Annotated in this window: 30 protein-coding genes; 25 read left to right on the top strand and 5 right to left on the bottom strand. The window is 65.6% G+C overall.

Annotation, left to right across the window (positions count from 1 at the left end):
• Window position 1 precedes the first annotated feature (1 nt).
• Window positions 2-787, bottom strand: coding sequence for a tetratricopeptide repeat protein (locus RAC97_RS12095; RefSeq protein WP_375099519.1), 786 nt, complete (start codon window positions 785-787; stop codon window positions 2-4).
• 111 nt (window positions 788-898) lie between these two features.
• Here RAC97_RS12095 and RAC97_RS12090 point away from each other — a divergent pair, with 111 nt between their 5' ends.
• Genes RAC97_RS12090 through RAC97_RS12030 form a run of 13 tightly spaced genes read left to right on the top strand, consistent with a single transcriptional unit; the run spans window position 899 to window position 9,760 of the window.
• Window positions 899-1,456: a type III secretion protein gene (locus RAC97_RS12090; protein WP_375099530.1), complete on the top strand. Its 558-nt coding sequence runs from the start codon at window positions 899-901 to the stop codon at window positions 1,454-1,456.
• Between the two features lie 37 nt (window positions 1,457-1,493).
• Window positions 1,494-1,712, top strand: a complete 219-nt coding sequence (locus RAC97_RS12085) for a hypothetical protein (RefSeq protein ID WP_375099518.1) — start codon at window positions 1,494-1,496, stop codon at window positions 1,710-1,712.
• A 5-nt stretch (window positions 1,713-1,717) separates the two neighbouring features.
• Window positions 1,718-2,149 (top strand): hypothetical protein, encoded by a 432-nt coding sequence (locus tag RAC97_RS12080; RefSeq protein WP_375099517.1) that lies wholly within the window; start codon window positions 1,718-1,720, stop codon window positions 2,147-2,149.
• 4 nt (window positions 2,150-2,153) lie between these two features.
• Window positions 2,154-2,930 (top strand): type III secretion system inner membrane ring lipoprotein SctJ, encoded by a 777-nt coding sequence (gene sctJ, locus RAC97_RS12075; RefSeq protein WP_375099516.1) that lies wholly within the window; start codon window positions 2,154-2,156, stop codon window positions 2,928-2,930.
• Window positions 2,927-3,547 (top strand): type III secretion protein, encoded by a 621-nt coding sequence (locus RAC97_RS12070; protein WP_375099515.1) that lies wholly within the window; start codon window positions 2,927-2,929, stop codon window positions 3,545-3,547. The genes sctJ and RAC97_RS12070 overlap by 4 nt, the downstream gene beginning before the upstream one ends.
• On the top strand, window positions 3,544-4,134 hold the full coding sequence (locus RAC97_RS12065; protein ID WP_375099514.1) for a FliH/SctL family protein: 591 nt from the start codon (window positions 3,544-3,546) through the stop codon (window positions 4,132-4,134). Before RAC97_RS12070 ends, RAC97_RS12065 begins: the two co-directional genes overlap by 4 nt.
• The gene (locus tag RAC97_RS12060; protein WP_375099513.1) at window positions 4,131-5,453 is read left to right on the top strand and encodes a FliI/YscN family ATPase; all 1,323 of its coding nucleotides are present in this window, start codon (window positions 4,131-4,133) and stop codon (window positions 5,451-5,453) included. Before RAC97_RS12065 ends, RAC97_RS12060 begins: the two co-directional genes overlap by 4 nt.
• A gap of 13 nt (window positions 5,454-5,466) precedes the next feature.
• A complete protein-coding gene (locus RAC97_RS12055) occupies window positions 5,467-5,940 on the top strand; it encodes a hypothetical protein (protein ID WP_375099512.1) in 474 nt (157 codons plus the stop codon).
• A gap of 11 nt (window positions 5,941-5,951) precedes the next feature.
• Window positions 5,952-6,968 carry a type III secretion system cytoplasmic ring protein SctQ gene (gene sctQ, locus RAC97_RS12050; protein ID WP_375099511.1) on the top strand — a complete coding sequence of 339 codons (1,017 nt, stop codon included), beginning with the start codon at window positions 5,952-5,954 and terminating at the stop codon, window positions 6,966-6,968.
• Entirely contained in the window at window positions 6,965-7,621 is a 657-nt protein-coding gene (gene sctR, locus RAC97_RS12045; RefSeq protein ID WP_375099510.1) for a type III secretion system export apparatus subunit SctR, read from the top strand. Before sctQ ends, sctR begins: the two co-directional genes overlap by 4 nt.
• A 4-nt stretch (window positions 7,622-7,625) precedes the next feature.
• The gene (locus RAC97_RS12040; protein WP_375099509.1) at window positions 7,626-7,895 is read left to right on the top strand and encodes an EscS/YscS/HrcS family type III secretion system export apparatus protein; all 270 of its coding nucleotides are present in this window, start codon (window positions 7,626-7,628) and stop codon (window positions 7,893-7,895) included.
• 7 nt (window positions 7,896-7,902) lie between these two features.
• On the top strand, window positions 7,903-8,721 hold the full coding sequence (sctT, locus tag RAC97_RS12035) for a type III secretion system export apparatus subunit SctT (RefSeq protein WP_375099508.1): 819 nt from the start codon (window positions 7,903-7,905) through the stop codon (window positions 8,719-8,721).
• A complete protein-coding gene (locus tag RAC97_RS12030; RefSeq protein WP_375099507.1) occupies window positions 8,714-9,760 on the top strand; it encodes an EscU/YscU/HrcU family type III secretion system export apparatus switch protein in 1,047 nt (348 codons plus the stop codon). Before sctT ends, RAC97_RS12030 begins: the two co-directional genes overlap by 8 nt.
• Window positions 9,761-9,951: 191 nt before the next feature.
• Here RAC97_RS12030 and RAC97_RS12025 read toward each other — a convergent pair whose 3' ends face one another.
• From RAC97_RS12025 to RAC97_RS12015, 3 genes are all read right to left on the bottom strand, one after another.
• A complete protein-coding gene (locus RAC97_RS12025) occupies window positions 9,952-12,804 on the bottom strand; it encodes a winged helix-turn-helix domain-containing protein (protein ID WP_375099506.1) in 2,853 nt (950 codons plus the stop codon).
• Between the two features lie 852 nt (window positions 12,805-13,656).
• Window positions 13,657-14,160 (bottom strand): DUF1097 domain-containing protein, encoded by a 504-nt coding sequence (locus tag RAC97_RS12020; protein ID WP_375099505.1) that lies wholly within the window; start codon window positions 14,158-14,160, stop codon window positions 13,657-13,659.
• 14 nt (window positions 14,161-14,174) lie between these two features.
• Window positions 14,175-14,906: an SDR family oxidoreductase gene (locus RAC97_RS12015; protein ID WP_375099504.1), complete on the bottom strand. Its 732-nt coding sequence runs from the start codon at window positions 14,904-14,906 to the stop codon at window positions 14,175-14,177.
• A 138-nt stretch (window positions 14,907-15,044) separates the two neighbouring features.
• On the opposite strand from RAC97_RS12015, the gene RAC97_RS12010 reads away from it, so the two are divergent.
• Window positions 15,045-15,935, top strand: coding sequence for a LysR substrate-binding domain-containing protein (locus RAC97_RS12010; RefSeq protein WP_375099503.1), 891 nt, complete (start codon window positions 15,045-15,047; stop codon window positions 15,933-15,935).
• Here RAC97_RS12010 and RAC97_RS12005 read toward each other — a convergent pair.
• Window positions 15,895-16,803 (bottom strand): LysR family transcriptional regulator, encoded by a 909-nt coding sequence (locus RAC97_RS12005; RefSeq protein ID WP_375099502.1) that lies wholly within the window; start codon window positions 16,801-16,803, stop codon window positions 15,895-15,897. The two genes, RAC97_RS12010 and RAC97_RS12005, sit on opposite strands and share 41 nt — an antisense overlap.
• Window positions 16,804-16,905: 102 nt before the next feature.
• Between RAC97_RS12005 and RAC97_RS12000 the strand changes: the two genes are divergently transcribed.
• The 11 genes from RAC97_RS12000 (at window position 16,906) to RAC97_RS11950 (ending at window position 26,635) form a co-directional block, all read left to right on the top strand.
• The gene (locus RAC97_RS12000) at window positions 16,906-18,027 is read left to right on the top strand and encodes a muconate cycloisomerase family protein (RefSeq protein WP_375099501.1); all 1,122 of its coding nucleotides are present in this window, start codon (window positions 16,906-16,908) and stop codon (window positions 18,025-18,027) included.
• A 28-nt stretch (window positions 18,028-18,055) separates the two neighbouring features.
• Window positions 18,056-18,346 (top strand): muconolactone Delta-isomerase, encoded by a 291-nt coding sequence (gene catC, locus RAC97_RS11995; protein ID WP_375099500.1) that lies wholly within the window; start codon window positions 18,056-18,058, stop codon window positions 18,344-18,346.
• A gap of 39 nt (window positions 18,347-18,385) precedes the next feature.
• Window positions 18,386-19,321 carry a catechol 1,2-dioxygenase gene (gene catA, locus RAC97_RS11990; RefSeq protein ID WP_375099499.1) on the top strand — a complete coding sequence of 312 codons (936 nt, stop codon included), beginning with the start codon at window positions 18,386-18,388 and terminating at the stop codon, window positions 19,319-19,321.
• 130 nt (window positions 19,322-19,451) lie between these two features.
• Complete coding sequence (locus RAC97_RS11985; protein ID WP_375099498.1) at window positions 19,452-20,417, top strand: arsenic resistance protein; 966 nt, start codon at window positions 19,452-19,454, stop codon at window positions 20,415-20,417.
• 595 nt (window positions 20,418-21,012) lie between these two features.
• Window positions 21,013-22,182, top strand: coding sequence for an indole-3-acetate monooxygenase (gene iacA / locus RAC97_RS11980; RefSeq protein WP_375099497.1), 1,170 nt, complete (start codon window positions 21,013-21,015; stop codon window positions 22,180-22,182).
• Between the two features lie 17 nt (window positions 22,183-22,199).
• On the top strand, window positions 22,200-22,562 hold the full coding sequence (locus RAC97_RS11975; protein ID WP_375099496.1) for an IacB protein: 363 nt from the start codon (window positions 22,200-22,202) through the stop codon (window positions 22,560-22,562).
• Between the two features lie 54 nt (window positions 22,563-22,616).
• Window positions 22,617-23,891 (top strand): Rieske 2Fe-2S domain-containing protein, encoded by a 1,275-nt coding sequence (locus RAC97_RS11970; RefSeq protein WP_375099495.1) that lies wholly within the window; start codon window positions 22,617-22,619, stop codon window positions 23,889-23,891.
• A gap of 16 nt (window positions 23,892-23,907) precedes the next feature.
• Window positions 23,908-24,384: an aromatic-ring-hydroxylating dioxygenase subunit beta gene (locus tag RAC97_RS11965; RefSeq protein ID WP_375099494.1), complete on the top strand. Its 477-nt coding sequence runs from the start codon at window positions 23,908-23,910 to the stop codon at window positions 24,382-24,384.
• A 10-nt stretch (window positions 24,385-24,394) separates the two neighbouring features.
• Entirely contained in the window at window positions 24,395-25,135 is a 741-nt protein-coding gene (locus tag RAC97_RS11960) for an SDR family NAD(P)-dependent oxidoreductase (RefSeq protein WP_375099493.1), read from the top strand.
• 31 nt (window positions 25,136-25,166) lie between these two features.
• On the top strand, window positions 25,167-26,126 hold the full coding sequence (locus RAC97_RS11955; protein ID WP_375099491.1) for a PDR/VanB family oxidoreductase: 960 nt from the start codon (window positions 25,167-25,169) through the stop codon (window positions 26,124-26,126).
• Between the two features lie 11 nt (window positions 26,127-26,137).
• On the top strand, window positions 26,138-26,635 hold the full coding sequence (locus RAC97_RS11950) for a flavin reductase (RefSeq protein WP_375099490.1): 498 nt from the start codon (window positions 26,138-26,140) through the stop codon (window positions 26,633-26,635).
• Window positions 26,636-26,648 lie beyond the last annotated feature (13 nt).

Raw genomic sequence — 26,648 nt, 5'->3', positions numbered from 1 at the left:
GTCAGCGCGCATCCACCAGTCCCAGTGCACGAGCCTGGGCCTGTGGCTCGGCAATGGCCTTGATGCGCTGGGCCTCGGCCAGCAGCGCCGGGCGCTCGCTGGCCGCAATGTCGTCCAGCACAAGGTTCGCAACGTCCTGCTCGCGTCCTGCCAGCACCGTCACCAGCAGTTCGTTGCGCTGGTGCCGGGGCAGTGCCCGCGGCGACCGGGCCACCTGGCGCACGGTGTCCAGCGCCCGCTGCGCCTGGCCGCCCAGGGCGTAGGCCAAGGCCAGGTTGCAGCGGGTGTCGAGGTCGTCCGGGGCCAGGCCCAGGCTCTTGTCGAAGGCCGTCTGCGCCGCGCTGGCCTGGCCGCGCAAGATCTGCGCGATACCCAAACGGTTCCACGCCTGCGGGTTGTCGCTGGTTGCGGCGGCCTGGGCCAGCACCGCGGTCGCGCGCTCCAGCTTGCCTTGGTGCAACTGTGCGGTACCCAGGCCGAGCAACGCATCGAGGTTGTCCGCCTGCAACGCCAAGGCCTGCTGGTAGGCGCGCTCGGCAGTGCGCGCATCGCCGCTGGCCAGGCTGGCCTCACCCAGCTTCAGCCAGGCCTCGGGGTGTTGGCCGGGCTGCTGCGTGGCGTTCTCGAAGAGGGCGGCGGCCGAGGCATTGTCGCCGCGGCGTTGCAGGTCGCCCGCCAGGTGCATCAGGCGTTCGTAGCCGTCATCGGCGGGGCGTGGCTGGCTGGAGCAGGCAGCCAGCAAGGCGCTGGCCAGCAGAAGCAGGGTGGACGGCAAGCGGTTCGGCATGGGCAAGGCTCGGCTAGGCGCAGGGGCGTTCATTCTAGCGGCTCGGTTGGCCAAGCCGGCGGCCATTCACGCAATTTCACATCCGTGAAGCCCTTGGGCGGCCTGGGCGCGATGGCGCTGTTGCTGGCGTTGGCCTGGCCGGCCCACGGCCAGGCACCGTTGGATGGGCCCGACTGGTTCGCCGAGCCCTTCGCCTATGCCTTGGTCGACCAGGACGTACGCGGTGCGCTCAACGAGTTCGGCCACAACCTGGGGCTGATCGTGGTGATGTCGGAGAAGGTCCGTGGCAAGGCGCGCAGTCCGGTGCGCAGCGAGCTGGCCGGCGAATTCCTTACCCGCCTGTGCGACAGCAACGGCCTGGCCTGGTACTTCGACGGCAACATTCTCTATATCAACGCCGCCGACGAGGTGGCCACGCGCCTGGTGCGCAGAGGCCCGGGCCTGGACCCACAGGCGTTGCACGACTACCTGGCCGAGCTCGACGTGAAAGGCTCGCAACTGTCGATGCGCCAGGGCGGTGGCGGCGAGGAACTATACATTTCCGGCCCGCCGGCCTACCTGAACATGATCCAGCAGCACCTCGACACCCAGCAGCAACCCGCCACGCAGGTGCCGAGCGTCGCTCGGGGCATTCGCGTGTTTCGCGGCATTTCGATCAGCGATCACTGAATCATTCACCACGCCTCATCCCCCAAGGAGAAACACCATGGCCGTTACCCCGATCGACAGCACCGCCAGCACCCCTGCCAGCTCCGAGGCCCAGTTCAATTCGGCCGTGGACAAATCCAAGGAGCAGATCAGCGACGAAGAGCTCACCAGCGCACTGGTCGACAACGGGGTCATGGTCGGCGGGCAGTTCATCATCATGCCCAGGATCCAGGAAATCCTGAACGAGGCGATGTCCTCGGAAGACGACGAAGAGTAACGGCCATGAGCATCAGTCTCGCCAGCACGGCGGCCCTGCCGCCTTCAGGAGGGCTGCAGGCGCCTGGCGCCTCGCAGAACCTGTTCGAGCACATGGCCAATGGCGCCAAGGGCATGCCCGAAGGCGCAAGCCCCCACCAGATCGGCGAAAGCCTGATGCAGCGGCTCGACGGTTTCATCGACCGCTCGCGCAACTTCAGTGCGCGCGCCGAAACCCTTGGCCAGGCCGGCACCCAGCCGGCCCTGGCGCCACCGCACTCGCCGTCGTCCTTCGCCAGCGTGGCGGGCGAGGGCGGGCGCAAGGTCGGCGACCCGCAGATGGACCAGATCGTCCAGTCGCTGGGGCGCATGTTCGACTACTCGATCGAGACCCAGATGGTGGTGCGTGGGGCGACCCAGGTGTCCGGGTCTGCCAATACCTTGCTCAAAGGACAATGACCCCATGGCCCGTCGCGCTTCGCGCCTGTTGATCGTCGTCGCCCTGGCCGGCTTGTTGCAGGCCTGCGAGATGGACCTGTACAGCAACCTCGGCGAACGCGAGGCCAATGCCATGCTCGCGGTGTTGCTGCGCGAGGGTATCCCGGCTACGCGCAAGGTTCAGGACAATGGCCAGCTGAAGATCGTCGTCGACGAGCGACGCTTCGCCGAGGCCATGGCGCGCCTGGACGAAGCCGGCTTGCCGGGGCAGCAGTTCTCCAACCTTGGCCAGGTGTTCAAGAGCAACGGGCTGGTGTCCTCGCCAGTGCAGGAGCGTGCGCAGATGGTCTATGCCTTGAGCGAGGAGCTGTCGCACAGCGTTTCGCAGATCGACGGCATCGTCTCGGCGCGGGTGCACGTGGTACTGCCGGACAACGACCTGCTCAAGCGGGTCATCTCGCCGTCGTCCGCCTCGGTGCTGGTGCGCTATGACGCCACTACCGACATCAACCCGCTGATCCCACAGATCAAGACCCTGGTGGCCAACGGCATCTCCGGGTTGGCTTACGACGGCGTTTCGGTGACCGCGATCAAGGCCGCCGGTGTGCCGCGCGAAGCCCGGGGCCAGCCGCGCATGACGCGCTTCATGGGCATCTGGCTGATGCAGGACGACCTGGCCTGGGCACGTCTGCTGCTCGGCGGCAGCCTGCTGCTGGCGTTGGCCTTGGGCGGTGTACTGGGCTGGCAGCACTGGAGCCAGCGCCGTGCCCAGTCCCTGTACCGTCTGCCGGAGGCCCCATGAACGCGCTTGCGCAATGGCAGGCGCTGCTGGCCGAGCCACTGGCGTTTATCGACCGTCGTCATCTGGCCGCCTGCTTCGCCGACGAAGTGGCGCCGACACAGGTGCAGGCATTGCTCAAGGCTCCCCGTTTCCAAGCGCGGCTGCTGACCCTGCTGCTGCGCACCTACCGCTTGCAACCCATCGCGCAACTGCCCGAACCACTGGCCCAGGACCTGCCAGTGCTGCTGCTGTCGCCAGAGGTGTTCGCCCGCCTGCCGCGGCTGTGCGGGGCAATCTGGCATGGCGCGGCCTTGGGCCGGGAGATTCGCCGCGAGGTGGTTGAGCACCTGCGCCAGGGCCTTGGCCAGGAGGTGTTCAGCCTGGCGCTGGCGCACCGGCAATGGAGCGGCGCCCCAGACCTGCTGCGCCAGCCCGACGACCTGCTGGCGGCCATCGAGGCCGATGGCGCCCGCTGCGTGCAGGACTGGCTGCACAGCCAGCCGCAGTCGCTGCGCGAGTGGCTGTTGTTGCGCCTGCCGCAACCGCACACCGAGGCCTCGTCCAAGGCGATAGACCCAAGCCTGGTGCGCCGGGTGGCAGGCCTGCTGGCCACGCCTGACGAGGAGCTGGCGCCATGAGCGAACTGCCAAGCCGCCCAGCCGCACGTATCCTGCGTGCCGCCCAGGCGCAGTTGTGGACCGATGGCCACGCCTACCTGCAAGCGGCCCGGGAGCAAGCCGAGCGCGTGCGTCAGGACAGCGCCCAGTGGCTCGAACAGGCCCGCGCCGAAGGTTTCGAGGCCGGCCGGGCGAAAGGCGCCGAGGCAGTGAGTACGCTGCTGGTGCAGACCCAGGCCCAGGTCGACGCCTACCTGGCCGGCCTGGAAAGCGCCCTGGCCGACCTGGCTCTGGGCATCGCCCGTGAGGTGTTGCAGGGCATGGACGATGCCGAGCGGGTGCTGGGCTGCACGCGCAAGGCATTGCTCGCGTTTCGCCAGGATCAGGCCCTGACGCTGTTCGTGCCATCCCATGAGGTGGCGGCGGTGCGCCAGCGCCTGCTGGCCGAGCCCGAGGGGCTGGCCGCCGTCACGCTGGAGCCCGATGACCAGTTGCACGCGGGCCAGGCGCGCCTGGGCTGCGCGGTCGGCTCGGTGGAACTGGGCCTGGATGCGCAGCTGCAGGCATTGCGCCGAGGCTTGCTGCCCTTCGACGAGGGGGCAGCGTGAGCCTCGATACCGTGCTGCCGCGCTTGCAGGCGCGCCTGGCCGAAGCGCGCCCGAGGCCGATGAAGGGCACCATTCGCAGCATTCGTGGCGTGCTGCTGCGGGCCAGCGTGGCGGGGGTGCGCATTGGCGAATTGTGCCGCCTGCACGACCCGTCCACTGGGCGCATGCTGGCCGCCGAGGTGATCGGTTTCGACGGCGACGAGGCGATCCTTTCGCCTATCGGCTCGCTGGAGGGCTTGTCCACCCGCACCGAGATCACCGCCACCGGCGCGGCCATGGCGGTGAGCGTGGGCGATGCGCAACTGGGCAGGGTGGTCAGCCCCATGGGCGATTACCTCGATGGCGATCGCCAGCCACCGGTCGGCACCTTGCAGCGCTACCCGCTGCAAGCCGAGCCGCCCGAGCCGTTCGCCCGCCAGGTGATCGAGCAGCCGCTGTGGGTCGGGGTGCGGGCCATCGACGGCCTGCTGACCCTTGGCCGTGGCCAGCGCATGGGCTTGTTCGGGGAACCCGGCGTGGGCAAGTCGTCGCTGTTGGCCAGCATGGTCCGCAATACCAGCGCCGACGTGGTGGTGATCGGCCTGATCGGCGAGCGCGGCCGCGAGGTGCGCGAGCTGCTCGACGTGCAGCTCGGTGCCGAGGCCCGTGCACGCACCGTGGCGGTGGTGGCCACCTCCGACCGGCCTGCTGCCGAGCGCGTCCGAGCCGCCTACGTGGCCACGGTGCTGGCCGAGTACCACCGCGATCAGGGCCGCGACGTGCTGCTGCTGATGGACAGCCTGACCCGCTTCGCCCGCGCCCAGCGCGAGATCGGCCTGGCGGTGGGCGAGCCACCGACCCGTCGTGGCTACCCACCATCGTTCTTCTCCGCCTTGCCGCGCCTGCTGGAGCGCGCAGGCCCCGCCCAGCGCGGCAGCATCACTGCGCTGTACACCGTGCTGACCGAAGGCGACGCGGCGACCGACCCTGTGGCCGAGGAGGCCCGCTCGATCCTCGACGGCCACGTGGTGCTCAGCGCCGAACTGGCCCAGCGCAACCATTTCCCCGCCATCGACGTGCTGCGCAGCCGCAGCCGCCTCATGGAGCAGGTGGCCAGCCGCGAGCAGCGCACCCTGGCGATGCGCATGCGCGAGTTGATGGCGCGGCATAACGATATCGAGATGCTGGTGCGCATCGGCGAGTACGCCGCGGGCAGCGACCCCTTGGCCGACGAGGCCATCGCCCGGCACAGCGCCATCGAGACCTTCCTGCGCCAGGCGGCCGACCAGCCGGCTGGCGCGCAACAGACCCTGGACCATATGCGCAAGGTATTGGCATGAGGAGCAAGCGCCGATGAACGCCCACGACCTGAAAAACCTGCAAGCCCTGCGGCAACTGCGCGAGCAGCGCGCCAGCAGCCAGTTGGCCGCGCAGCGCGTGCGCTGCCGGGAAAGCCATGCGGCCCTGGACGACGCCCGTGAGCGCCTGCACCTGCACCGCGAGGCTGCTGCCCGCGAGGCCGAGAAGCTCTATGGCCGCTTCAGCGAGGGCCTGTCGGTCAGTGCCTGGCTCGCGGCGCAACTGCGCCTGGGTGAGCTTGAAGACGACCAGCAGGCGTTGCTCGGCGGCATCGACCGGGCGCACGCGGACCTGGCGCACCAGGAGCAGGCTCGTGCCGCCTTGCAAGGGGTGCATGCCCAGCGCCAGCGCCAGGTCGAGGCCTGGGACGATGTGGTCCGTCGGCATGCCCACGGCGAACGCCGCGCCGGTGAGCTGCGCGAAGACAGCGATGACCTGTTTGCTCCGCTCGCGGGTATCGCGCCTTGACCACGCTTTGCATGTCAGCGTCTGCCGATACCCTGGGGTTTTCCGAGGCCCTGCCCTGGTACGACCCGGCGTGGCAGCCCTCGCATCGCCGTCTGCATCGTCCGCGCCAGCCCTGGCACGGCCGCTTCGGCGAGCACGCGTTGCAGGTCCAATGGCAGGTGAGCATGGCGCCGGGCAACGAGCCGTTGCTGGTGGCGTGGCTGGCGTTGGGCGAGTCGCCGCTGTGGTTGGCACTGCCGCGGCAAGCCTTGGGATTGTTGGCGCTGCCCGAAGACATGGTCCTGGCGAGCCTGGCGTCGGCGCTGTTGCTGGAGCAGGCGTTGTTGCCGCTGATCGAGCCGTTGGAGCAGGGGCTGGGGCTGACATTGCAGGTGCTCGAGCGGCCCCCCGAGACGCCATCGAACCTGGCGCCGTTGCAGCTCGAGCTGTGTGTGAGCCTCGATGGCACGCCGCTGCCCGTGCAACTGCGCAGCGACGCCTCTGGCTGGGCGGTGCTGCTCGATGCGCTGGACCGTCACATCGCTCCGGCCCCCCTGGACCTTGGCGCATTGCCCTTGTTGCTGCAGGTCGACGCTGGCGAGGCCGGCCTGACCCTGGCCGAGCTGCGCAGCCTGTTGCCGGGCGATGTGGTGATGCTCGAGCCCTGGGCCGAGGCCCAGGTTCGCCTGCACCTGGCTGGGCAATTGATGCTGAGGGCGCAGCGCGATGGCCAGCGCCTGCGGCTACTCGAAACTCCAAACGTACTGGCGGTGGTGAAGGAGCAACCTATGAGTGATGTAGAGGTCGGGGCCGACGGCCTGGACAGCAGCCTGGATGAGCTGCAACTGAAGCTGGTCTGCCAGGTGGGCAGTGTCGAGCTGAGCTTCGCCCAGCTGCGCGAACTGGGTGTCGGTAGCGTCCTGGAGCTGGCGCCGCGCATGCATGACGGCGTGGACTTGATGATCAATGGCCGCCGGGTCGGCCAGGGCCAGTTGGTGAAGGTAGGGGATGGCCTCGGGGTGCGCGTGCTGAGTTTCGCCGTCTCATGAGCGGGTACCAGCCCAACCTGGTCGAAATCATTCTGGTCGTCGCCTCCATCGGCTTGATACCGCTGGCGGTGGTGACCCTGACCGGGTTCTTGAAGATCTCCGTGGTGCTGTTCCTGATCCGCAACGCCCTGGGCGTGCAGCAGACCCCGCCGAACCTGGTGCTGTATGGCATCGCTCTGATCCTCTCGGTGTATGTCACCACGCCGCTGATCGGCGACATGTACCGCGCAGCCCAAAGCCATGGCTTGCAGATGGACAGCGCCGAGCAGGTCAAGGCCCTCGGCCAGGCCCTGCGCCCGCCCTTGCAGGCGCACCTGGCGCGCTTCGCCAACGAAAGCGAGCGGGGGTTCTTCGTGCAGGCCACGGAGAATGTCTGGTCGCCCGAGGCCCGCGCCGACCTGCGCAACGACGACCTGGTGGTGCTGATACCCGCGTTCGTCAGCTCCGAGCTCACCCGCGCGTTCGAGATTGGTTTCTTGCTGTACATCCCGTTCCTGGTGATCGACCTGCTGGTATCCAACGTGCTGATGGCCATGGGCATGTCGATGGTCTCGCCGACCTTGATATCGATTCCGTTGAAGCTGTTTCTGTTCGTGGCGCTGAGCGGCTGGTCGCGCCTTATGCATGGTCTGATCCTGAGCTACGGGGGCTGAGGCGATGGGGCAGGACGTATTTCTTTCACTGATGAAACAAGCACTGATGACCGTGCTGCTGCTGTCGGCACCGGCCCTTGGCGTGGCGATCCTGGTGGGCTTGGGCGTGGGCCTGTTGCAGGCGCTGACGCAGATCCAGGACCAGACCCTGCCGCAGGTGGTCAAGCTGGTGGCGGTGCTGCTGTTGATCGTCTTCGTCGGGCCCTTGCTGGCTGGGCAGGTGCTGGCACTGGGCGACCAGGTGCTGGACAACTTCGCCCTGTGGACGCGTTGAGCTGGCCATGGACGCGGCCCTTGCCAACCAGTTCTTCGAAATCGCCTACCCCACCATCAGCTCGGCGGCGCTGGCCAGTGCCCGGGCCATGGGCGTGGTGGTCATCACCCCGGCGTTCAACCGCCTGGGCCTGACCGGGATGATCCGCAGCTGCGCCGCGGTGGCCATTTCGGTGCCGATGTTCGTGCCGGTGTTCGAAGCCTTTACCAGCCTGCCCGAGCATGGCGGCTTCTGGTTGCTGGGGCTGCTGCTCAAGGAGTTCCTGGTGGGGGTGCTGGTGGGGCTGTTGTTCGGCATTCCCTTCTGGGCCGCAGAGGTGGCGGGCGAGCTGATCGACCTGCAACGCGGCTCGACCATGGCGCAACTGGTCGACCCACTGTCGTCGGGGGAGTCCGGGGTGATGTCGACCTTGCTGACGGTGATGCTGATTGCCCTGTACTTCATGTCCGGCGGGTTCATCCTGATGGTCGATGGCTACCTGAACAGCTACCGCTTGTGGCCGGTCAGCGACTTCACGCCGCTGTTCTCCGACTCGGCGGTACCGGCAGTGCTGGCAATTCTCGACCAGGTGATGCGCATCGGCGTGTTGATGGTGGCGCCGCTGATCATCGCCTTGCTGGTCACCGACCTGATGCTCGCCTACCTGTCGCGCATGGCGCCCAGCCTGCACATCTTCGATCTGTCGCTGCCGGTGAAGAACCTGTTCTTCGCCATTCTCATGGTGCTGTACATCGGTTTCCTGATCCCGGTGATGCTCGACCAGCTGGCCGAGTTCCGTGGCACGGTGCAGGTGCTGAAAAACCTGGTGGAGGGCGGTGATGGCTGATACCAGCGAAGAGAAGTCCCAGCCGGCAACCGACAAGAAGCTCAAGGATGCGCGCAAGAAGGGCCAGGTCGCCAAGAGCCAGGACCTGGTCTCGGGCATGGTCATCCTCTGCTGCACCCTATGCATCGCGGTGATGGCGCCTAGGGCCCAGGCGCAGGTCAGCGCCTTGTTCGACCTGGTCGCGCAGATCCACGTGGAGCCGTTCGCCAGCGTGTGGCCACAGGTACTGGACACCGCCGAGCGACTGCTGATCGGCATCACCTTGCCGGTGATGGCGGTGACCGTGGTGACGGTGATCCTCACCAACCTGGTCACCTTGCGCGGCGTGGTGTTCTCGGTGGAGCCGCTGAAACCGGACTTCAAGCGCATCAACCCGGCGGAGGGCTTCAAGCGCATCTTCGCCATGCGCAATGTGATCGAGTTCGTCAAAGGGCTGGTCAAGGTGCACCTGCTGGGCCTGGCGTTCTACGTGGTGGGTCGGCACGCGTTGCAGGCATTGATGGAGTCGTCGCGCTGCGGGCCCGAGTGCTTGCAATCGACTTTCCTGCTGGTGCTCAAGCCGCTGGTGTTCACTGTACTGGCGGCGTTCCTGGTGCTGGGTGCGGCGGATGTGCTGATGCAGCGCTGGCTGTTCGGCCGGGAAATGCGCATGACCCGCAGCGAGCAGAAACGCGAGCGCAAGGACATCGACGGCGACCCGCTGATCAAGGCCGAGCTGCGTCGCCAGCGCCAGGAAATGCAGGCCATGGCGACCAAGCTGGGCCTGGCGCGGGCGTCCTTGATGGTGGGCGTGCCTGGTGGCTGGGTGGTGGGCTTGCGCTATGTGCGTGGCGAGACCCCGGTGCCGGTGGTGGTGTGTCGCTACGAGCCGGACGAAGGCGCGAGAGCGCTTGCGGAAGCTGCGCAGTTGGGCATTGCCCATGCGCGGGAGGAGCGGCTGGCGGCGGAGCTGGCCCGGCGTACGGTGGCCGGGGATCCGGTGCCGGACAGTACCTTCCAGGCGGTGGCGGATCTGCTGGTGGCTGCGCGGTTGATCTGAGGGAAACCCTGCGCTTCAGTGGCGCACGTTTGCGAGGTGTGGGCCAAGTCTTCGGGACGCAGTACGCTCTGGATCTCCTGGGTGGCAAGTTCGGTCCGGCCATTGGCCTGGAGGCTGTCGAAGTACCGAGGTCTATGGGGAACCGCGGGCAATTTGAACCAGCGCCACTGCTTACAAACGTTAACAAGGGCTCATGTATGTGAAGCCTGTGTACTTGCCTGTTGCCGCTCCTGGCGGCGTTTTTCCCAGCTTTGCTCGACGTCACGGGGCAGGGCCTGCGTGGTGTTGCGACTCGCCAGCTGCGACAGGTTGGCAGCGATGCGCCCCGCCCAGAAACGCGCGCCCTGCTGGTTGGCCTCGGCCATGGCCAGGTTCAGGGTTTCCAGCACCTGGGCACGCTGCTCGGGGTCGTCCGACTGGGCCAGCAGTTGCGACTTGACTCGCAACAGCTCGGGATGGAACCAGAGTTCTTGCCGGGCCGCAGTGACGGCCAGGGTCTGGTCGATGATTTCCGCTGCCAGTTGCACCAGGCCCAGACGTGCCAAACCCTGGGCGTACTCGCTGCGTACCAGGCAGTACAGCGGGCTGCCGCCCAAGGCGTGCAAGTGGTCGAGCGCTTCGCTCAGGCCGCGCACGCCTTCTTCGACCTGGCCATCGCGAATTGCCAGGATGTGTTCGAAGCAGCGGATGAACAGGCGCCAGACTGGCATTTCATGGCCCTCCAGGCTGCTGTTCAGGCGCTGGAGAAATTCGCGGCTGCGTTTTTCGTGTCCGACCAGCAGAGTCACCGGGATGGCGCTGAAGGTCAGGGTATACCAGAGGCTGGCGGGGTGATGCAGGCCGCCGGCGGCATCGACGTTGCCTTCCAGGGTCAGCAGCGCCTGCCCGACCTGGCCCTGCAACAGCTGGACCTGCGCCTTGAGCGAGTGGGTGGCGATTGCCTGGTTGAAGTGGCTGTCGAGCACATGGCTGCGTGACATCTGTGGGAAGCTCAAGGCTTCGCTGATGGCGTGTCGCGCGCCTTCGAAGTCGGCCATGTAGAACAGTGGGCTGGCGCGCATGCGCCGGCCCAGCAGGCGCCGTTCGAGGCTGTTGGTATGGTCGCTGAGCTGGATGTAGCGTTCGGCCAACTGCAAGGCTTCCTGATGCTGGTTACAGCAGCACAGGTCCTGCCAAAGGCCCCACAGGCCCCGCAGTTCGTGTTCGGAGTCGCCCAGGATGCGGGCGTCGTCGATCACCTGTTGCCAGGCGGTGCGAATGGCTTGCCCGGCGCCTTGGGCCAGGGTCATGACACTGGCCGAGATGGTCAGCAGTTGCATGCGTTGGCGGGTGCTGGCAGCGGCGAACAGCAGACCATTGTTGACCCACTGGTGGCACTCCCCGATCAGCGACAAGCGCAGCCACAGCGGCACGCTCGCCAGCACCAGCTCCACGCCCAGGGTCGGGTCGCCCTGGGCGCCGAAGCACCAGGCCAGGGCAGCGCGCACGCACTCGATATTCTGGCTTTGCTGGGCCAGCCAGGCGTCAGGGGTCAGTTGTTCGAGTTCAAGCGAGGCGCGCCGTTGTTCGCCCAGGGTGTAGCTTGCATGGCGCTGCGCCAGGGCGCGGGCGTCGTGGTGCTGACCGAGTTTCTGGGCGGCGTACAGGCGTGTGCTGTGGGTCAGCCGGTAGCGTTTAACCGGGGTATCGCTGGCGGCCAGCAGCAGCGACTTGTCCAGCAGGCTTTCGAGCAGCCAGGCAGAGTCCTGGAACTGGCCTGGGTTGACGTCGACCACGGCCTTGGCGCTGGCCAGGGTGAAGGAGCCGGTGAAGATCGACAACTGGTGCAGCATGGCCTGCTCCTGGGCGCTGAGGCGGGCATGGCTCCAGTCGAGCAAGGCTTGTAGCGTGCGATGACGTGGCGAGCTGTTGCGCCGGCTGGCCATTTGCAGGCGGAAGTCGCCTTCGAGCAGTTCCACCAGGTAGCCCAGGCCAAAGGCTCGGACATGGGAGGCGGCGATTTCGATGGCCAGCGGGTTGCCGTCGAGCATGCGGCAGATCGCCTGGGCCGCAGGCACCTCGGCATCGCTGAAGCGAAAGCTGCTGTCCAGCGCGGCGGCTCGCTCCACCAGCAGGCGCACTGCCGGGGCGGCCAGCGCCTCGTCGGCGCGGCAGGTGGGGACCGGGGGCTGTGCGCACAACGGCGCCACTTCATGGACGAACTCGCCTTCGGCGTGCAGCGCTTCGCGACTGGTGAGCAGGATGTGGCAGGACGGCACCATGCGCAGCAGCGCCTCGACGGTGCTGGCGGTGTCCTCCAGGGCCTGGTCGCAGTTGTCGAGGATCAACAGGTGCCGGCTGTTGCCCAGCCGTGCGGCAAGCTCGGCCAGGGGCCTGGGGCTTGTCTTGATGGCCAGGGCGCTGGCGAGCTGCTGGGCGACGCCGTTGAAGTTGTCGGTGAGGTCGACGAAGGTGCGCCCTCCAGGGAAGTCCGCCTCCAGGGCATTGGCCAAGGCCAGAGCCAGGGTGCTCTTGCCTATGCCGCCGCTGCCGGTGAGGGTCACCAGGCGACGCCCGCGCAGCTCCTCACCCAAGGCTTGCAACGTATGCTCATGCCCCATCACGCTACCGCCCAGGCTCGGCAGTTCGGGGTCGGCCCTGGGGGAAATGGCCGGTGCGACGCTGGCTTCGCGGACGGTCACCGGCGCCACGAAGCGATAGCCTCGCCCTGGCACCGTGACGATGTGGGTAAAGTCTCCTTCATCACCCAGCACCCGGCGCAGCGTGGTCATCTGTGCGCGCAGGTTGCATTCCTCGACCACCACCTTGGGCCAGACCAGCGCCAGCAGTTCGTTCTTCTCCAGCAGCTCGCCGCTGCGGCTGGCCAGGGTGACCAGCAGTTGCAGGGCACGGCTGCCCAAATGCACGGGTTCACCATGCTTGAACAGCAGCTGCTGCTGGGGGAAGAGCACGAAGGGGCCGAAGCACAAGGCGTTCTCCGGGTCAGGGAGATCCAGGGCGTCGAGGGTGACTTTCTGTCCGGGCTGGGTTCTGTTGAACGGCATGATCAAACCTTTGTGAATGAGTTAGTTATCAGCGATTTTGGGCGCCTTTTTATGGTGTTCACAGGGCAGAGAAACGGCACTTTCCGGAGTAATGGTGTCTCTGTTCGTCTTTGAAGCAGAGCCCATGTGCCTATGCACGGAATTCACAGCGGCAGGGCGTGTGAAAGTTGTATGTAGCCGATGTTGTCGGAGGAAAAAAGAGCGCAAGTATCGTGCCATGGTAATAATAAAGCCGTCGAATGTGCGGGGTAGAACTCTCGACGAAAATTATGACGATATAACTTCGTTGATCGAATGTTCGGTAACCCGGATGATGCACCTGGGGTTGTTCGGAAAGCCGAATGAAAGTGACTCTCCAGTCACTCGGCACGCCGACCCTGGGGAGACCGAAAAAGGCTGGAGGCCTAGCTGCGAAAGGGCCGCGGTGGCTGTGTCGAGGTTGTGCCACAAGCGCGCGGGCGATGTGGCTGAAACCTCTTGCATGCGCTCAGGGCAAGGGAGGGGGGTATCGGTTCGCTGGCGGAAAATCGCCAGCGTTGTATTTGTGAACGGTGTCGCAAACTAGGGAACGATCGAGGGTTCTATCCGAATGGAGGTGGCGGGCGCCTCTGGAAACTGGCAACGCCTGATTTAAGCGTGCGAAACGTTATTTGAGTAATTGCTCAATTGTTGCTGACTGCAAACACTATGTTAATAAGTGTTATGAAAGTGTTAACGGGCGTTTAAATGGATAAGGCGGGATTTCGCCAACGCGTTATGAAGTCGCCTGTGCTTGAGTTTCACAACGTATTGAAACCCGGCGCACGCGCGCCGGGTCCTGCCTTCTAGCGCGCGAGCACCGACATGTTGCGATCAGTGCGGCGACGCGCTGGCCGTGAGCAGGCGTTTGGGGGCGTGGTGCGAAAGCCAGCCGGCGAACGAACCCAGGGTACCGGCGCTGGCCAGGTGCTGGAGGCTTTCCAGCGATGGCTCCAGGTGCGCGGCGAACCATGCCACCAGGCCGAGGAAGTAGCTCAGCAGGTTGTTCAGCACCGGTAGCCCACGCAGGCTGACTACCAGCAGTGCGACACCGAACACCACCGGCGGTATCGCCAGCAGCGGGCCGACGCTTGGCGACAGCAGGCCGATGATGCTGGCCGCCACCGCGCCGATGGTCATGCCCAGCCACATGCAGGCCAGGTTCTCCAGGGTCGCGCGGGTGGTCAAGCCACGAGTGAAGAAGGCGATCCAGCCGATGAACATGGCCCACACCGGCAGCCCGAAAGCCAGGGCGCAGGCTGCGGCCAGCGAGGCGGTGATGGCTGCGACCAAGGTCACGGTGAGGTAGGCACGAGGCGATGCGGAAGAATGGCTCATGTCGGTCTCCTGATTCAGGCGATGCCGCCGTTGGCACGCAATACCTGGCCATTGATCCAGCCGCTTTCGGGGCTGGCGAGAAAGGCCACCACATTGGCGATGTCGTCGGGCTGGCCGAGGCGTTCGAGCGGCGACAGCTTGGCGAAGTACTGGATCTGCTCTTCGGTCTTGCCATTGAAGAACAGCTGGGTGGCCACCGGCCCCGGGGCCACGGCGTTGACCGTGATGCTGCGCCCGCGCAGTTCCTTGGCGAAGACCCGGGTAAAGGCCTCGACGGCAGCCTTGGAGGCGCTGTAGATCGCGTAGCCGGGCAGGTTCAACGCCAGGGCGGTGGTCGACAGGTTGATCACCCGTCCGCCATCGTTCAGGCGTGTGGCGGCGGCGCGCAAGGTGTTGAATACGCCTTGGGTATTGATGGCGAAGGTCTCGGCGAACAGTTCGTCGCTGGCGTCGGCCACTGGGCTCAACTTGAGGATCCCGGCGTTGTTCACCAGCACATCGATGGGCCCCAGCTGCTTTTCGACAGTGAAGAACATCGTTTGGACCTGGCCGGGGCTGGCGATGTCGGCCTTGATGGCGATGGCTTTGCCCCCGGCCTCTTGCAGCTCTGCGACTAGCGCCTCGGCCTCGCTGCTGCTGTTGGCGTAGTTGATGGCGACGGCGAAACCGTCGCGGGACAAGCGTCGGGCAATGGCGGCGCCGATACCGCGGGAAGCGCCGGTGACGAGGGCTACGGGAGTGCTCATGGGTCTTCCTCCTACTAGGGCTGAACAGGTGAGGGGAAGTGTGGGCTGTTCTACGCAATAAATAATTGCCTGGTTTTTGCTATCAGTGTTTCATTTACATGAACAGTCAGCGTGCATCCCCTGTCACAGGAGCCCGAAATGGACCGCTTCCAGGAAATGCAGGTATTCGTGCGTATCGTCGAGCGCCGCAGTTTCTCCCAGGCCGCCGAAGACCTGCTGATTCCTCGCGCCACCGTCACCAACCTGATCAAGCGCCTGGAGCAGCGCCTGGGCGTGCGCCTTCTGGAGCGCACCACCCGGCACGTGCGTCCGACCCACGATGGCGAGGCTTACTACCAGCGCTGCGTTCGCCTGCTGGCGGACCTCGAGGAAAGCGAGAGCGCCTTTCGCGACGCCCCGCCCAAGGGCCTGCTGCGGGTCAACCTGCAAGGCACCCTGGCGCGCTATTTCCTGATGCCTGCCCTGGGCGAATTCCTGGCGCGCTACCCCGATATCACCTTGCACATCGGCGAGGACGACCGCCTGGTGGACCTGGTTCGCGAAGGCGTGGACTGCGTGCTGCGCGCCGGCACCCTGCAAGACTCGTCGCTGATCGGCCGGCGGGTCGCCAGCCTCGAGCAGGTGACGGTGGCCAGCCCCGCGTACCTGGACCGATACGGCACGCCGAGCAGCCTCGACGACCTGGACCGGCACTTCGCCGTGGCCTATGTTTCCAGCGCCAGCGGCCGGGTGCTGGGGTTGGAGTTCAAGGTCGGGCGGGAGGTGGTCGAGCGCCAGTTGCCGTCCAAGGTCTCGGTGACCGGGGCCGACCTCTATACCGGTGCGGCGCTGTCGGGGCTGGGCATCGTGCAGGTGCCGCGCTACCGCATTGCCGACCAGCTGGCCGCAGGCCAACTGCGGGTGTTGCTGCCGGAGCTGGCCCCACCGCCGTTACCGGTGTCGGTGGTATACCCGCAAAGCCGCCAGCTGTCGGCGCGAGTACGGGTGTTCAGCCAGTGGTTGGGCGAATGCCTGGGGCCGGTGCGCTGAGGTTGACCTGCTCGATCAACGCCAGGCAGCGCTGCACCATCGGGCTCATGTCACCCTTGCGTCGGCTGAGGATGATCGGGCTGACCGCGCTGGGGTCGAGCAGGTTGGCGTATTCGATGTCCGGGCGGTGCTGTTGTTGTACCGAGGCCGGCGCCAGGGTCACGCCCAGCCCTGCGGCCACCAGCCCCAGGGCGGTCTGCAACTCGTTGCTCCACTGGCTGACCTTCACGCTCAGGCCATGGTGGGCGAACAGCGCGAGAATATGGTCGGCGTAGCTGGGGCGCGGGTTGGCCGGGTACAGGACGAAGGGTTCTGCGGCCAGTTGCTCGAGGGTCAGGGCCCGGCCCGCCAAGGCATGCCCGCTGGGCAGCACGGCCACCAGTGGGTCTTCGCGCAGCACCTGCTGGGTGATGGCCGAGTCCTCGATGCGAATGCGCCCGAAGGCGATGTCGATACGGCCGCTCTTCAGTGCCTCCACCTGCTGCACCGTGGTCATCTCGTTCAGCCCCAGTTGCAGCTCGGCGTCGCGGCGCAGTTCGCGAATCAGCTCGGGCAGCACGCCATACAGGGTCGAGGGCGCGAAGCCGATGCCCAGCCACTGGCGCTGGCCTTCGCCAATGCGCCGGGTGTTCTCGCTGATCTGTTCAAGCTGGCGCAATACGTTGCAGGTCTGCTCATAGAAAAAGCGCCCGGCCTCGGTCAGGCGCAGAGGGCGCTCGCGCAGTACCAGCACGGTGCCGAGCTGGTCTTCTAGCTGGCTGATCTGACGGCTCAGTGGCGGTTGGGCGATGTGCAGCAGTTCGGCGGCGCGGGTGAAGTTCAAGGTTTCGGCGAGTACCTTGAAGTAACGCAGGTGACGGAGCTCCACAAGACCTCCAGGGTATGGTGGGAGATTCATTTGATATTGGACCGTTCCCCGACCCGCGCGCAATCCTTGCTTCATCTGTGAACCCACGGGATGTCCTGACCGATGAGCAATGCCCTGATCGAGCGACTGGAGACGTTTATCGTCGACCTGCCGACCATCCGCCCGCACAAGCTGGCGATGCACACCATGCAGCAGCAGACCCTGGTGATCCTGCGCCTGCGTTGCAGCGATGGCGTCGAAGGTATCGGCGAAGCCACCACCATCGGTGGGCTGGCCTATGGCTACGAGAGCCCGGAAAGCATCAAGACCAATATCGACGCCCACCTGGCGCCCGCGCTGATCGGCCTGCCAGCCGACAACGTCAATGCCGCCATGCTCAAGCTGGACAAGCTGGCCAAGGGCAACACCTTCGCCAAGTCCGCCATCGAAAGCGCGCTGCTCGATGCCCAGGGCAAGCGCCTGGGGCTGCCGGTCAGCGAGCTGCTGGGCGGGCGCGTGCGCGACAGCCTGGAAGTGGCCTGGACCCTGGCCAGCGGCGACACCGCCCGCGATATCGCCGAAGCCCAGCATATGCTGGAGATTCGCCGTCACCGCCTGTTCAAGCTGAAGATCGGCGCCAACCCGCTGGAGCAAGACCTCAAGCACGTGGTGGCGATCAAGCGCGAACTGGGCGAGCAGGCCAGCGTGCGGGTGGACGTCAACCAGTACTGGGACGAGTCCCAGGCCATCCGTGCCTGCCAGGTGCTGGGCGACAACGGCATCGATCTGATCGAACAGCCCATCTCGCGCATCAACCGCAGTGGCCAGGTCCGCCTGAACCAGCGCAGCCCGGCACCGATCATGGCTGACGAATCCATCGAGAGCGTCGAGGATGCCTTCAGCCTGGCCGCCGATGGCGCCGCCAGCATCTTCGCCCTGAAGATCGCCAAGAACGGTGGCCCCCGCGCCGTACTGCGCACCGCGCAGATCGCCGAGGCTGCCGGTATCGCGCTGTATGGTGGCACCATGCTCGAAGGCGCGGTCGGTACCCTGGCTTCGGCCCATGCTTTTGTCACCCTGCGCCAGTTGACCTGGGGCACCGAACTGTTCGGCCCGCTGTTGCTGACCGAGGAAATCGTCACCCAGGCGCCGGAGTACCACGACTTCCAGCTGCACGTACCACGTACGCCAGGCCTGGGCCTGGAATTGGACGAAGCGCGCCTGGCCCGCTTCGCCCGCCGCTGAACCCTTTGCCATTCAAGGAGAGCCACCCATGCTGTTCCACGTGAAGATGACCGTGAAACTGCCGGTCGACATGGACCCGGCCAAGGCCGCGCAATTGAAGGCCGACGAAAAGGAACTGGCCCAGCGCCTGCAGCGCGAGGGCAGTTGGCGCCACCTGTGGCGCATCGCCGGGCACTACGCCAACTACAGCGTGTTCGACCTGCCCAGTGTCGAGGCGCTGCACGATACCCTGATGCAATTGCCGCTGTTCCCGTACATGGAGATCGAGATCGATGGCCTGTGCCGTCACCCCTCGTCGATTCACCAGGACGATCGCTGATCCCCTCTACCTGACAAGAACAATTCGAGGTAAGCAAAAATGACCGTGAAGATTTCCCAGACTGCCGATGTACAAGCGTTCTTCAAGGAAGTGGCCGGGCTCGGCAACGAGCAGGGCAGCCCAAGGTTCAAGCAGATCGTGCTGCGCATCCTCAACGATGTCGCGCGCCTGATCGAAGACCTGGAAGTGACCGACGACGAATTCTGGAAGGCGGTGGACTACCTCAACCGCATGGGCTCGAACCAGGAAGCCGGCCTGCTGGTGGCGGGCCTGGGCATCGAGCACTTCCTCGACCTGCTGCAAGATGCCCGCGATGAGCAGGCCGGCCTCACCGGCGGCACCCCGCGCACCATCGAAGGCCCGCTGTACGTGGCCGGCGCCCCGCTTTCCGAAGGCGAGGCGCGCATGGACGATGGCACCGACCCTGGCACCGTGATGTTCTTGAGTGGCCAGGTGCGGGACACCGACGGCAAGCCGGTGGCGGGTGCCACCGTCGATGTGTGGCATGCCAACACCAAGGGCACCTATTCGCACTTCGATACCCGCCAATCGGAATTCAACCTGCGCCGTCGTATCCTCACCGATGCCGAAGGCCGCTATCGCGTGCGCAGCATCGTGCCGGTCGGCTATGGTTGCCCACCTACCGGTACCACCCAGGAAGCCCTCGACCTGTTGGGCCGCCATGGCCAGCGCCCGGCGCACATCCACTTCTTCGTCTCGGCGCCGGGGCATCGCCACCTGACCACGCAGATCAACCTGGCGGGTGACGAGTACCTATGGGATGACTTCGCCTACGCCACCCGCGATGGGCTGATCGGCGACTTGCGTTTCATCGACGATGCCGCTGCGGCCCGTGACCGTGGCGTGCAGGGCGAGCGCTTCGCTGAGCTGAACTTCGACTTCCAGTTGCAGACCGCCAAGGCGCCTGGCGCCGAGGACCGCAGCCAGCGTCCGCGTGCCTTGCAGGACGCCTGATCCAGCGACTGGTTTCAGGCCTGGGTCATCCCTCGCGGGATGGCCTGGGTTTTTTCGTGGGTAGCGCGACGCGAGGGGCTTGATGGGCCATCATGCAGGGCATTCGTCCTGCCCTGACCTTGAGCGCCCCATGACCCGAGACACTCTCGAGCACCACCAGATTCCCCTCTATTTTGCCGCGGTGATCCTCGCCGCCATCGGTGGGCTGCTGGCGCCATCCGCTGCGCAAGGGCTGTCGGCCCTGGTAACGCCCAGCATCGCCATTCTGATGTACGCGATGTTTCTCCAGATCCCCTTCCTGAACCTGCGCGAGGGCCTGCGCAACAAGCCCTTCATGGCCGCGCTGTTGCTCACTAACTTCGTGTTGACACCACTGCTGGTCTGGGGCCTGACACGCTTTCTGGAGGGGCAGCCCGCCATCCTTGTCGGCGTGCTTTTGGTGCTGCTGACGCCGTGCATCGACTATGTGGTGGTGTTCACCCACATCGGTCGAGGCGACTCGCGCTTGATTCTTGCTGCTACGCCTATCTTGCTGCTGCTTCAGCTCGCATTGCTGCCGCTGTACCTGAGCCTGATGCTCAGCGGTAGCACCGGGGTCGAGGTGCAGGTGGCACCGTTTTTCGATGCCTTCCTGGTGCTGATTGTCACGCCGTTGCTCCTGGCCCTGCTGACCGAGACCCAAGTCAAGCGCAGCGCTGCGGTGCGGGTATGGGCCGACGCCTGGGCCTGGTTGCCCGTTCCGGCGATGGCGGCGGTATTGATCGTAGTGGTGGGGGCGCAGATCGCCCCGGTGGTGAGCCAGATCGACAAGCTCGCCCCGGTGCTGCCGGTGTATATCGCGTTCGCGGTCCTGGCCCCGATCATCGGCGCGTTGGTGGCGCGGGCCTTCAAGCTGCCCGCTGGTGCGGCGAGGGCGGCGACGTTCAGTGCCTCGACGCGCAATTCGCTGGTGGTGTTACCGCTGGCCCTGGCCTTGCCGGAGGAGCTGCGCGGGCTTGCGGCGGCGGCGGTCATCACCCAGACCCTGGTGGAGCTGGTGTTCGAGTTGGTGTATGTGCGGGTCGTGCCTGCATGGCTGTGCCGGGATCGAGGCTGACTGACGCGAGCCCTGTAGGAGATCGCATAGCCTCTGAGGCTACGCTGTCGCGTATAGAACTGTGGTCGTAGGCGCGACGCATTTCCTGTGGGAGCGGGTTCACCCGCGAACCAGGGCGAAGCCCTGGCCATACACCGCGGTGTTCTTTTCGCGGCGGTGCGGCGATCCGATAAACCCGCTCCCACACGATTTGCACTGCTCCTGAGCGCGCCGCTCCTACAGGGGGGGGCGCCAAATATTCTAGATTTTTCCGCTATTCCAAAGATTTTTTTAGAAAAAATAAAAAATCTTCCCGCCTGCAAAAAACAAATATCTCCTTATTTAACAGGTGCTTATCAATATTCAAGACCTTCTATTGCAATTTTTTTGTGGATTTTTCGCGTGAAAAATTAATTGACAATTCACGTAAATAATCCCAAATTCACCCCATCGGCAAACACAACAAGAAGGTCAATGCCATGCCGCCAATCTCGCATCCCGTGCGAGTGGTCGGTGCCTGTCTGTACCCAGGCGCGCCACGTCGCCACTGCTTCCCGGTGAATTTGCTCACCCCTGCCACCTTGTTCCAACCCGTAGCTGAAGACGGAGAAACTCCATGGATCCGCTTTGCCTGAGCGCCGCCTCTGCGTCTGCGCTTTCTTCCGGCCCTGCGTTCGAGGCCTTGCTTGATGGAATTCGCGATCGTGCCCGCCTGGGCGAATTCGACCGCCAGCGCCATATTTCCCGGGATGTGATCGATGCGTTCAAGGCCCATGGCGTGTACCGCGCCCTGGTGCCCAAGCGCTTTGGCGGCCTGGAGTGCTCGCCGGCCGAGTTCTGCGAAATGGTCGAGCGCATCTCCCACGCCGACGGCTCCGCCGGTTGGGTGGCGAGCTTTGGCATGAGCCCGGTGTACCTGGCCGCGCTGCCGCTGGAAACCATCTCCAACCTGTACCGCAACAACCCCGACACCGTATTCGCCGGCGGCATCTTCCCACCGCAACCGGCTGAGGTGGTCGCCGGCGGCTTTCGTATCAACGGCCGCTGGAAATACTCCAGCGGCTCGATGGGCGCCGACATCGTCGGCGTGGGTATCGCCCCGCGCAATGGCGATAAGCTCGACCTGCCGCGCCTGGCGGTGATTCCCCGTGCCAGTGCCCGCATCGAGGAGACCTGGGACACCGTCGGCCTGCTCGGCACCGGCAGCCACGACCTGGTGGTCGAGGACGTGCTGGTAGGCGAGGAGTGGACCTTTATTCGCGGCGGCCAGCCCAACCTCGACGAGGCGTTCTTCCGCTACCCGTCGCTGTCCTTCGCCACCCAGGTGCTCTCGGTGGTCGGCCTGGGCGTGGCCCGCGCGGCCCTGGACGAACTGGCCGGCATGGCCAGCGGGCGTATCTCGGTAACCGGTGCCCCGGCGCTGGCCGACCGGCCCCTGGCCCAGGTCGACGTGGCCAAGTGCGAGGCGGCGCTGCGTTCGGCGCGGGCGTTCTTCTACGAGTCCATCGATGCGGCCTGGCAGCACGTGCTGGCTGGCGACCCGGTGCCGGTGCAAGCCACCAACCTGCTGCGCCTGTCCTCGACCCACGCCACCCGCGTGGCTGCGGATGTGGCGCGCTCGGCGCAGATGCTCTCGGGCATGACCGGTATCTACAACGACAGCCCCCTGGCGCGCTGCGTCAACGACGCCCAGGTGGTCACCCAGCATGCCTTCATGGGCGATGTCACCTACCAGAACGCCGGAGCGATGTTCTTCGGCAAACAGCCTCTGCCGGGCTACCTGTAACTTTCGAGGAGATTCTCATGAGCGACAAGAAACCCCTGCGCGTGCTGTTCTGCATGGGCATCAACCAGAACTTCTTCGACGCCCCGCGTGAGGAGCAACTGCAAGTCTGGGCCGCATTCAGCGCCATGTGGAACGGTATCCACGACCTGGCTGGGGTGAACGTGCTGGGCAACATGGACGACGACCAAGGCATGGTCGGCCCCTCCGATGGCTTCCCCTGGACCACCTACCTGCTGGCCGACGTCCCGGACATCGAGACCGTGCACGCCGCCTGCAACCTGTTTCGCACCACCGCCGTGGGCGACGGCCCGTTCAAGCTCTGGCGCTATGCCAAGGTCGAGGCGCGGGTTGGCCGCGAACTGATCATCCAGCGCAGCTGAACCCTTCCACAGAACACCAGCACTGCCAGCACCGAGGCTGGCAAGGAGCCTTCCGTGACCCACCTGATTCCCGCCGTCAACCTGGCGGTCGACCCCGCTGAGCTGGTACAGGCCGACCGCGTGCACACCTCGCTGTACACCGACCCGGCGCTGTTCGATGCCGAGCTCGAGAAGATCTTCCACAGCACCTGGATCTGGGTCGCCCATGAGAGCGAGATCCCCGAGTCGGGCAACTACAAGACCACCTACATCGGCAAGCAGCCGGTGATCGTGGTGCGCGACCGCAAGAAAGACGTGCACGTGCTGCTCAACCGTTGCCGCCACCGCGGCGCCACGGTGTGCGAACACAAGAAGGGCAAGACCGCCAGCTTCGTCTGCCCCTACCACGGCTGGGGCTATGCCTTGGACGGCTCGCTGCGTGGCATTCCGCACCCGGAGAGCTACGGCGACTGCCTGGACAAGTCCGAGCTGCCGCTGGTGAGCCTGCGCGTGGAGAGCTACGCCGGGATGATCTTCGCCACCTTCAAGGACGACATCGAGCCCCTGGAAGACTTCCTGGGCGCTGCGAAGAAGTGGATCGACCTGTTCATGAAGCAAGGCGCCGGCTACGGCGTGAAAGTGCCCGGCGAGCACCGCTTCCGCTTCCCGGGCAACTGGAAGATCCAGCTGGAGAACACCACCGACGCCTACCACTTCCCGCTGGTGCACAAGTCGTTCCTGTCCTCGGTGGATGAAGAAACCCTGGAGCTGTTCGACTTCGTCAAAGGTCCTGGCTACGTCGAGGACCTGGGCAACGGCCACAGCGTGATGGTGATGATTCCCGAGCTGGTTGACCTGGAAGCCGACCTGGACAAACCCATTCCCGAGCGCTTCGAAGGCCTGGCTGCCGAGCTGCGTGACGAGGGTATAGAGGAGCAGCAGGTACGCCGAATCGTGCGTGCGGTCGGCGGCTCGGGTTTCAACCTCAACCTGTTCCCCAACGTCGCTTGCTCGATGGCGTTCTTCCGCGTGCTGCAACCGATCTCGGTGACCGAGACCGAGATCCACCACGCGGTCATCACCATGGACGGTGGCCCGGCCGTGGCCAACCGCTACCGCCTGCGCCTGCACGAGCACTTCCAAGGCCCCATGGGCTTTGGCACCCCGGATGACTCGGAGGCGTGGGAGCGTGTGCAGAAGGGTGCCAAGGCCGGAGAGGATCTGTGGATCATGCTCAACCGTGGCCTGCCCGGCGAGAAGCCGAGTGAAGACGGGCTGATCTCCGACGTGAGTGCCGAGACCGGCATGCGCGCGGCGTACCAGCAGTGGAAAAAGATGATGTCGGCCTGAGCCCTGGAGAACCCCCATGAACCTGCAATTGCTGCAAGAAGTCACCGCCTTCATCTGGCAGGAGGGCGACATGCTCGACCACGGCGAGTTCGACGCCTGGCTGAACCTGTGGAGCGAGAAGGGCACCTACATCATCCCGATCGACCCCAAGGCCACCGACTTCGAGAACACCTTGAACTACGCCTACGACGATCACCACATGCGCAAGCTGCGCGTGCAGCGGTTGATCGGCGGCGAGTCGATCTCCACCAGCCCGCAGCCACGCACGGTGCGCACCATTTCGCGCATTCGCGTGCTGGCCGACGACGGCGCCACGGTAACCGTGCGCTGTGCCCAGAACCTGCGTGAGTTCCGCAAGGAAAGCCTCAAGCACTACAGCGCCGACCTGACCTTCGAGCTGGTGCGTCACGAGGGCGGCTTCAAGATCCAGCGCAAGCTGATCAGCCTGATCAACAGCGACGATACCCTTGCCGGTATCGGCTACATCCTCTGAGGGCGGCGTGATGAATCAAGTCGCACTGGTCACGGGGGCTGGGCAAGGGTTGGGGGCGCGCTTCTGCGCTCGCCTGCTGGCCGCAGGCTTCGACGTGGTGGTCTCGGACCGCGACCTGGCCCAGGCCCAGGCCTGCGCCGAGCAGTTGCAAGGGCAGGGCGGCCGGGTGCTGGCGGTAAAGCTGGACGTTGCCAGCAAGGCCGACTTCGAGCAGGCCCTGGCCCAGGTGCTGGAGCACTTTGGCGCGCTGCACGTGGTGGTCAACAACGCCGCCATCACCAAGACCACGCCGCTGATGCAGATCAGCCCCGAGGAGTTCGACGCGGTGGTGGGTGTGAACCTGCGCAGCGTGTTCCTCGGCTGCCAGGTGCTTGGTGCGCACCTGGCCGAAGCGGGCTATGGGCGCATCATCAACATGGCCTCGCTGGCCGGGCAGAACGGCGGCACCGCCACCGGCGCCCACTACGCCGCGAGCAAGGGCGCCATCGTCACCCTGACCAAGATCTTCGCCAAGGAATTCGCAAGCCGTGGCGTCACCGTCAATGCCATCGCCCCAGGGCCGATCGACTCGCCTGCGGTGCACGCCGCGGTGCCGGCCGAGCGCCTGCCGGGGCTGCTGGCGAACATTCCGGTACAGCGCCTGGGGGATGCAGATTTCCTCGGCGACCTGATCGTGCAACTGGCGCGGCCCGAAGCCTACTTCACTACCGGGGCGACCTGGGACGTGAACGGCGGGCTGTTCATGCGTTGAACCTCCATTGGCGAACCACGGGACACCGGCCATGACTGAACAATTGTTGAACGTAGTGGTGCGCAAGCGCGAGGTGCAGGGCGACGGCGTCGTCGTCCTCGACCTGGCCCGCACCGACGGCGCGTCGCTGCCTCGCTTCGAGGCCGGCGCGCACGTGGATATCCACATCGCCCCGGGGCTGGTGCGCCAGTACTCGCTGTGCAGCGACCCGGCCGATGCCCAGGTGTACCGCCTGGGCGTGCTCAAGGACCCCGCCTCGCGCGGCGGTTCGCTGGGCGTGCACGACACCTTGCTGGAAGGGCGCGAGGTACAGATCAGCGCGCCGCGCAACCTGTTCCCGCTGGAGCCTTCGGCGCGGCGCTCGATCCTGCTGGGTGGGGGCATCGGCATCACCCCGATGATCGCCATGGCCCATGCGCTGCACCAGTGCGGCGCTGAGTTCGAGCTGCACTACTGCGGCCGCTCGCGCAGCCGCAGCGCGTTCCTCAAGGAGTTGGGCGATGCGCCCTTCGCCGACAAGGTGCGCACCCACTTCGACGACGAAGACCCGGCCCAGCGCCTGGACCTGGCCGCCGTGCTCGGCAAGGCCCAGGTCGGCACCCATATGTACACCTGCGGCCCGTCGGGCTTCATGGACTGGGTGATCGCCGGGGCTCGCAGCCAGGGCTATGCCGAGGACCATATCCACAAGGAGTACTTCCAGGTCGAGGTGGACGCCTCGGGCGACAGCTTCGAGGTGGTCGCTGCGCGCAGCAACAAGGTCGTGCAGGTTGCCGAGGGCCAGACCATTCTCGACGCCTTGGCCGGCGTAGGCATCAAGATCGAGATTTCCTGCGAGCAGGGCGTGTGTGGCACCTGCCTGTGCGATGTGCTCGAAGGCGAGCCGGACCACCGCGACGTGTACCTGACCGACGACGAAAAAGCCGCCAACGACCAGATCCTGGTGTGTTGCTCGCGGGCCCGCTCCAAGAAACTCGTGCTGGATATCTGAGGAGAACGACCATGGTCGACACAAGCAGTTTTCGCAACGCGATGGCCATGCTCGGCGGCGCGGTCTCGGTGATCACTACCGATGGTCCTGCCGGGCGCTTCGGCTTCACTGCCTCGGCGGTGTGCAGCGTGACCGATTCACCGCCCACCTTGCTGGTGTGCATGAACCGCAATTCCCACTCCAACGCGCATTTCAAGGCCAATGGCACCTTGTGCGTGAACGTGCTGGCCGGCACGCACCAGGCGCTGTCGGGGGCATTCGCCAACAAGACCATGAGCATGGAAGAGCGCTTCGCCACCACTCACTGGAGCGTGCTGGAAAGCGGGGCGCCGGTGATGCAGGAGGCGCTGGTGAACTTCGACTGCCGCATCGCCCAGGTGCATGAAGTGGGCTCGCACAGCATCTTCTATTGCGAGGTGCAGGGCATCGGCCAGGGTGGCGCGGACGATGGGCTGGTGTACTTCAACCGGGCGTATCACCGGGTGAGCGAGGCGTCGAAGGCTTGTTGAGCCTCTTGAGGAC

Source organism: Pseudomonas sp. LS_2 (genome assembly GCF_042709235.1).
Classification (GTDB): Bacteria; Pseudomonadota; Gammaproteobacteria; order Pseudomonadales; family Pseudomonadaceae; genus Aquipseudomonas.
Note: the sequence above shows the minus strand (reverse complement) of the source record. Positions and strands in the feature narration are given on the sequence as shown.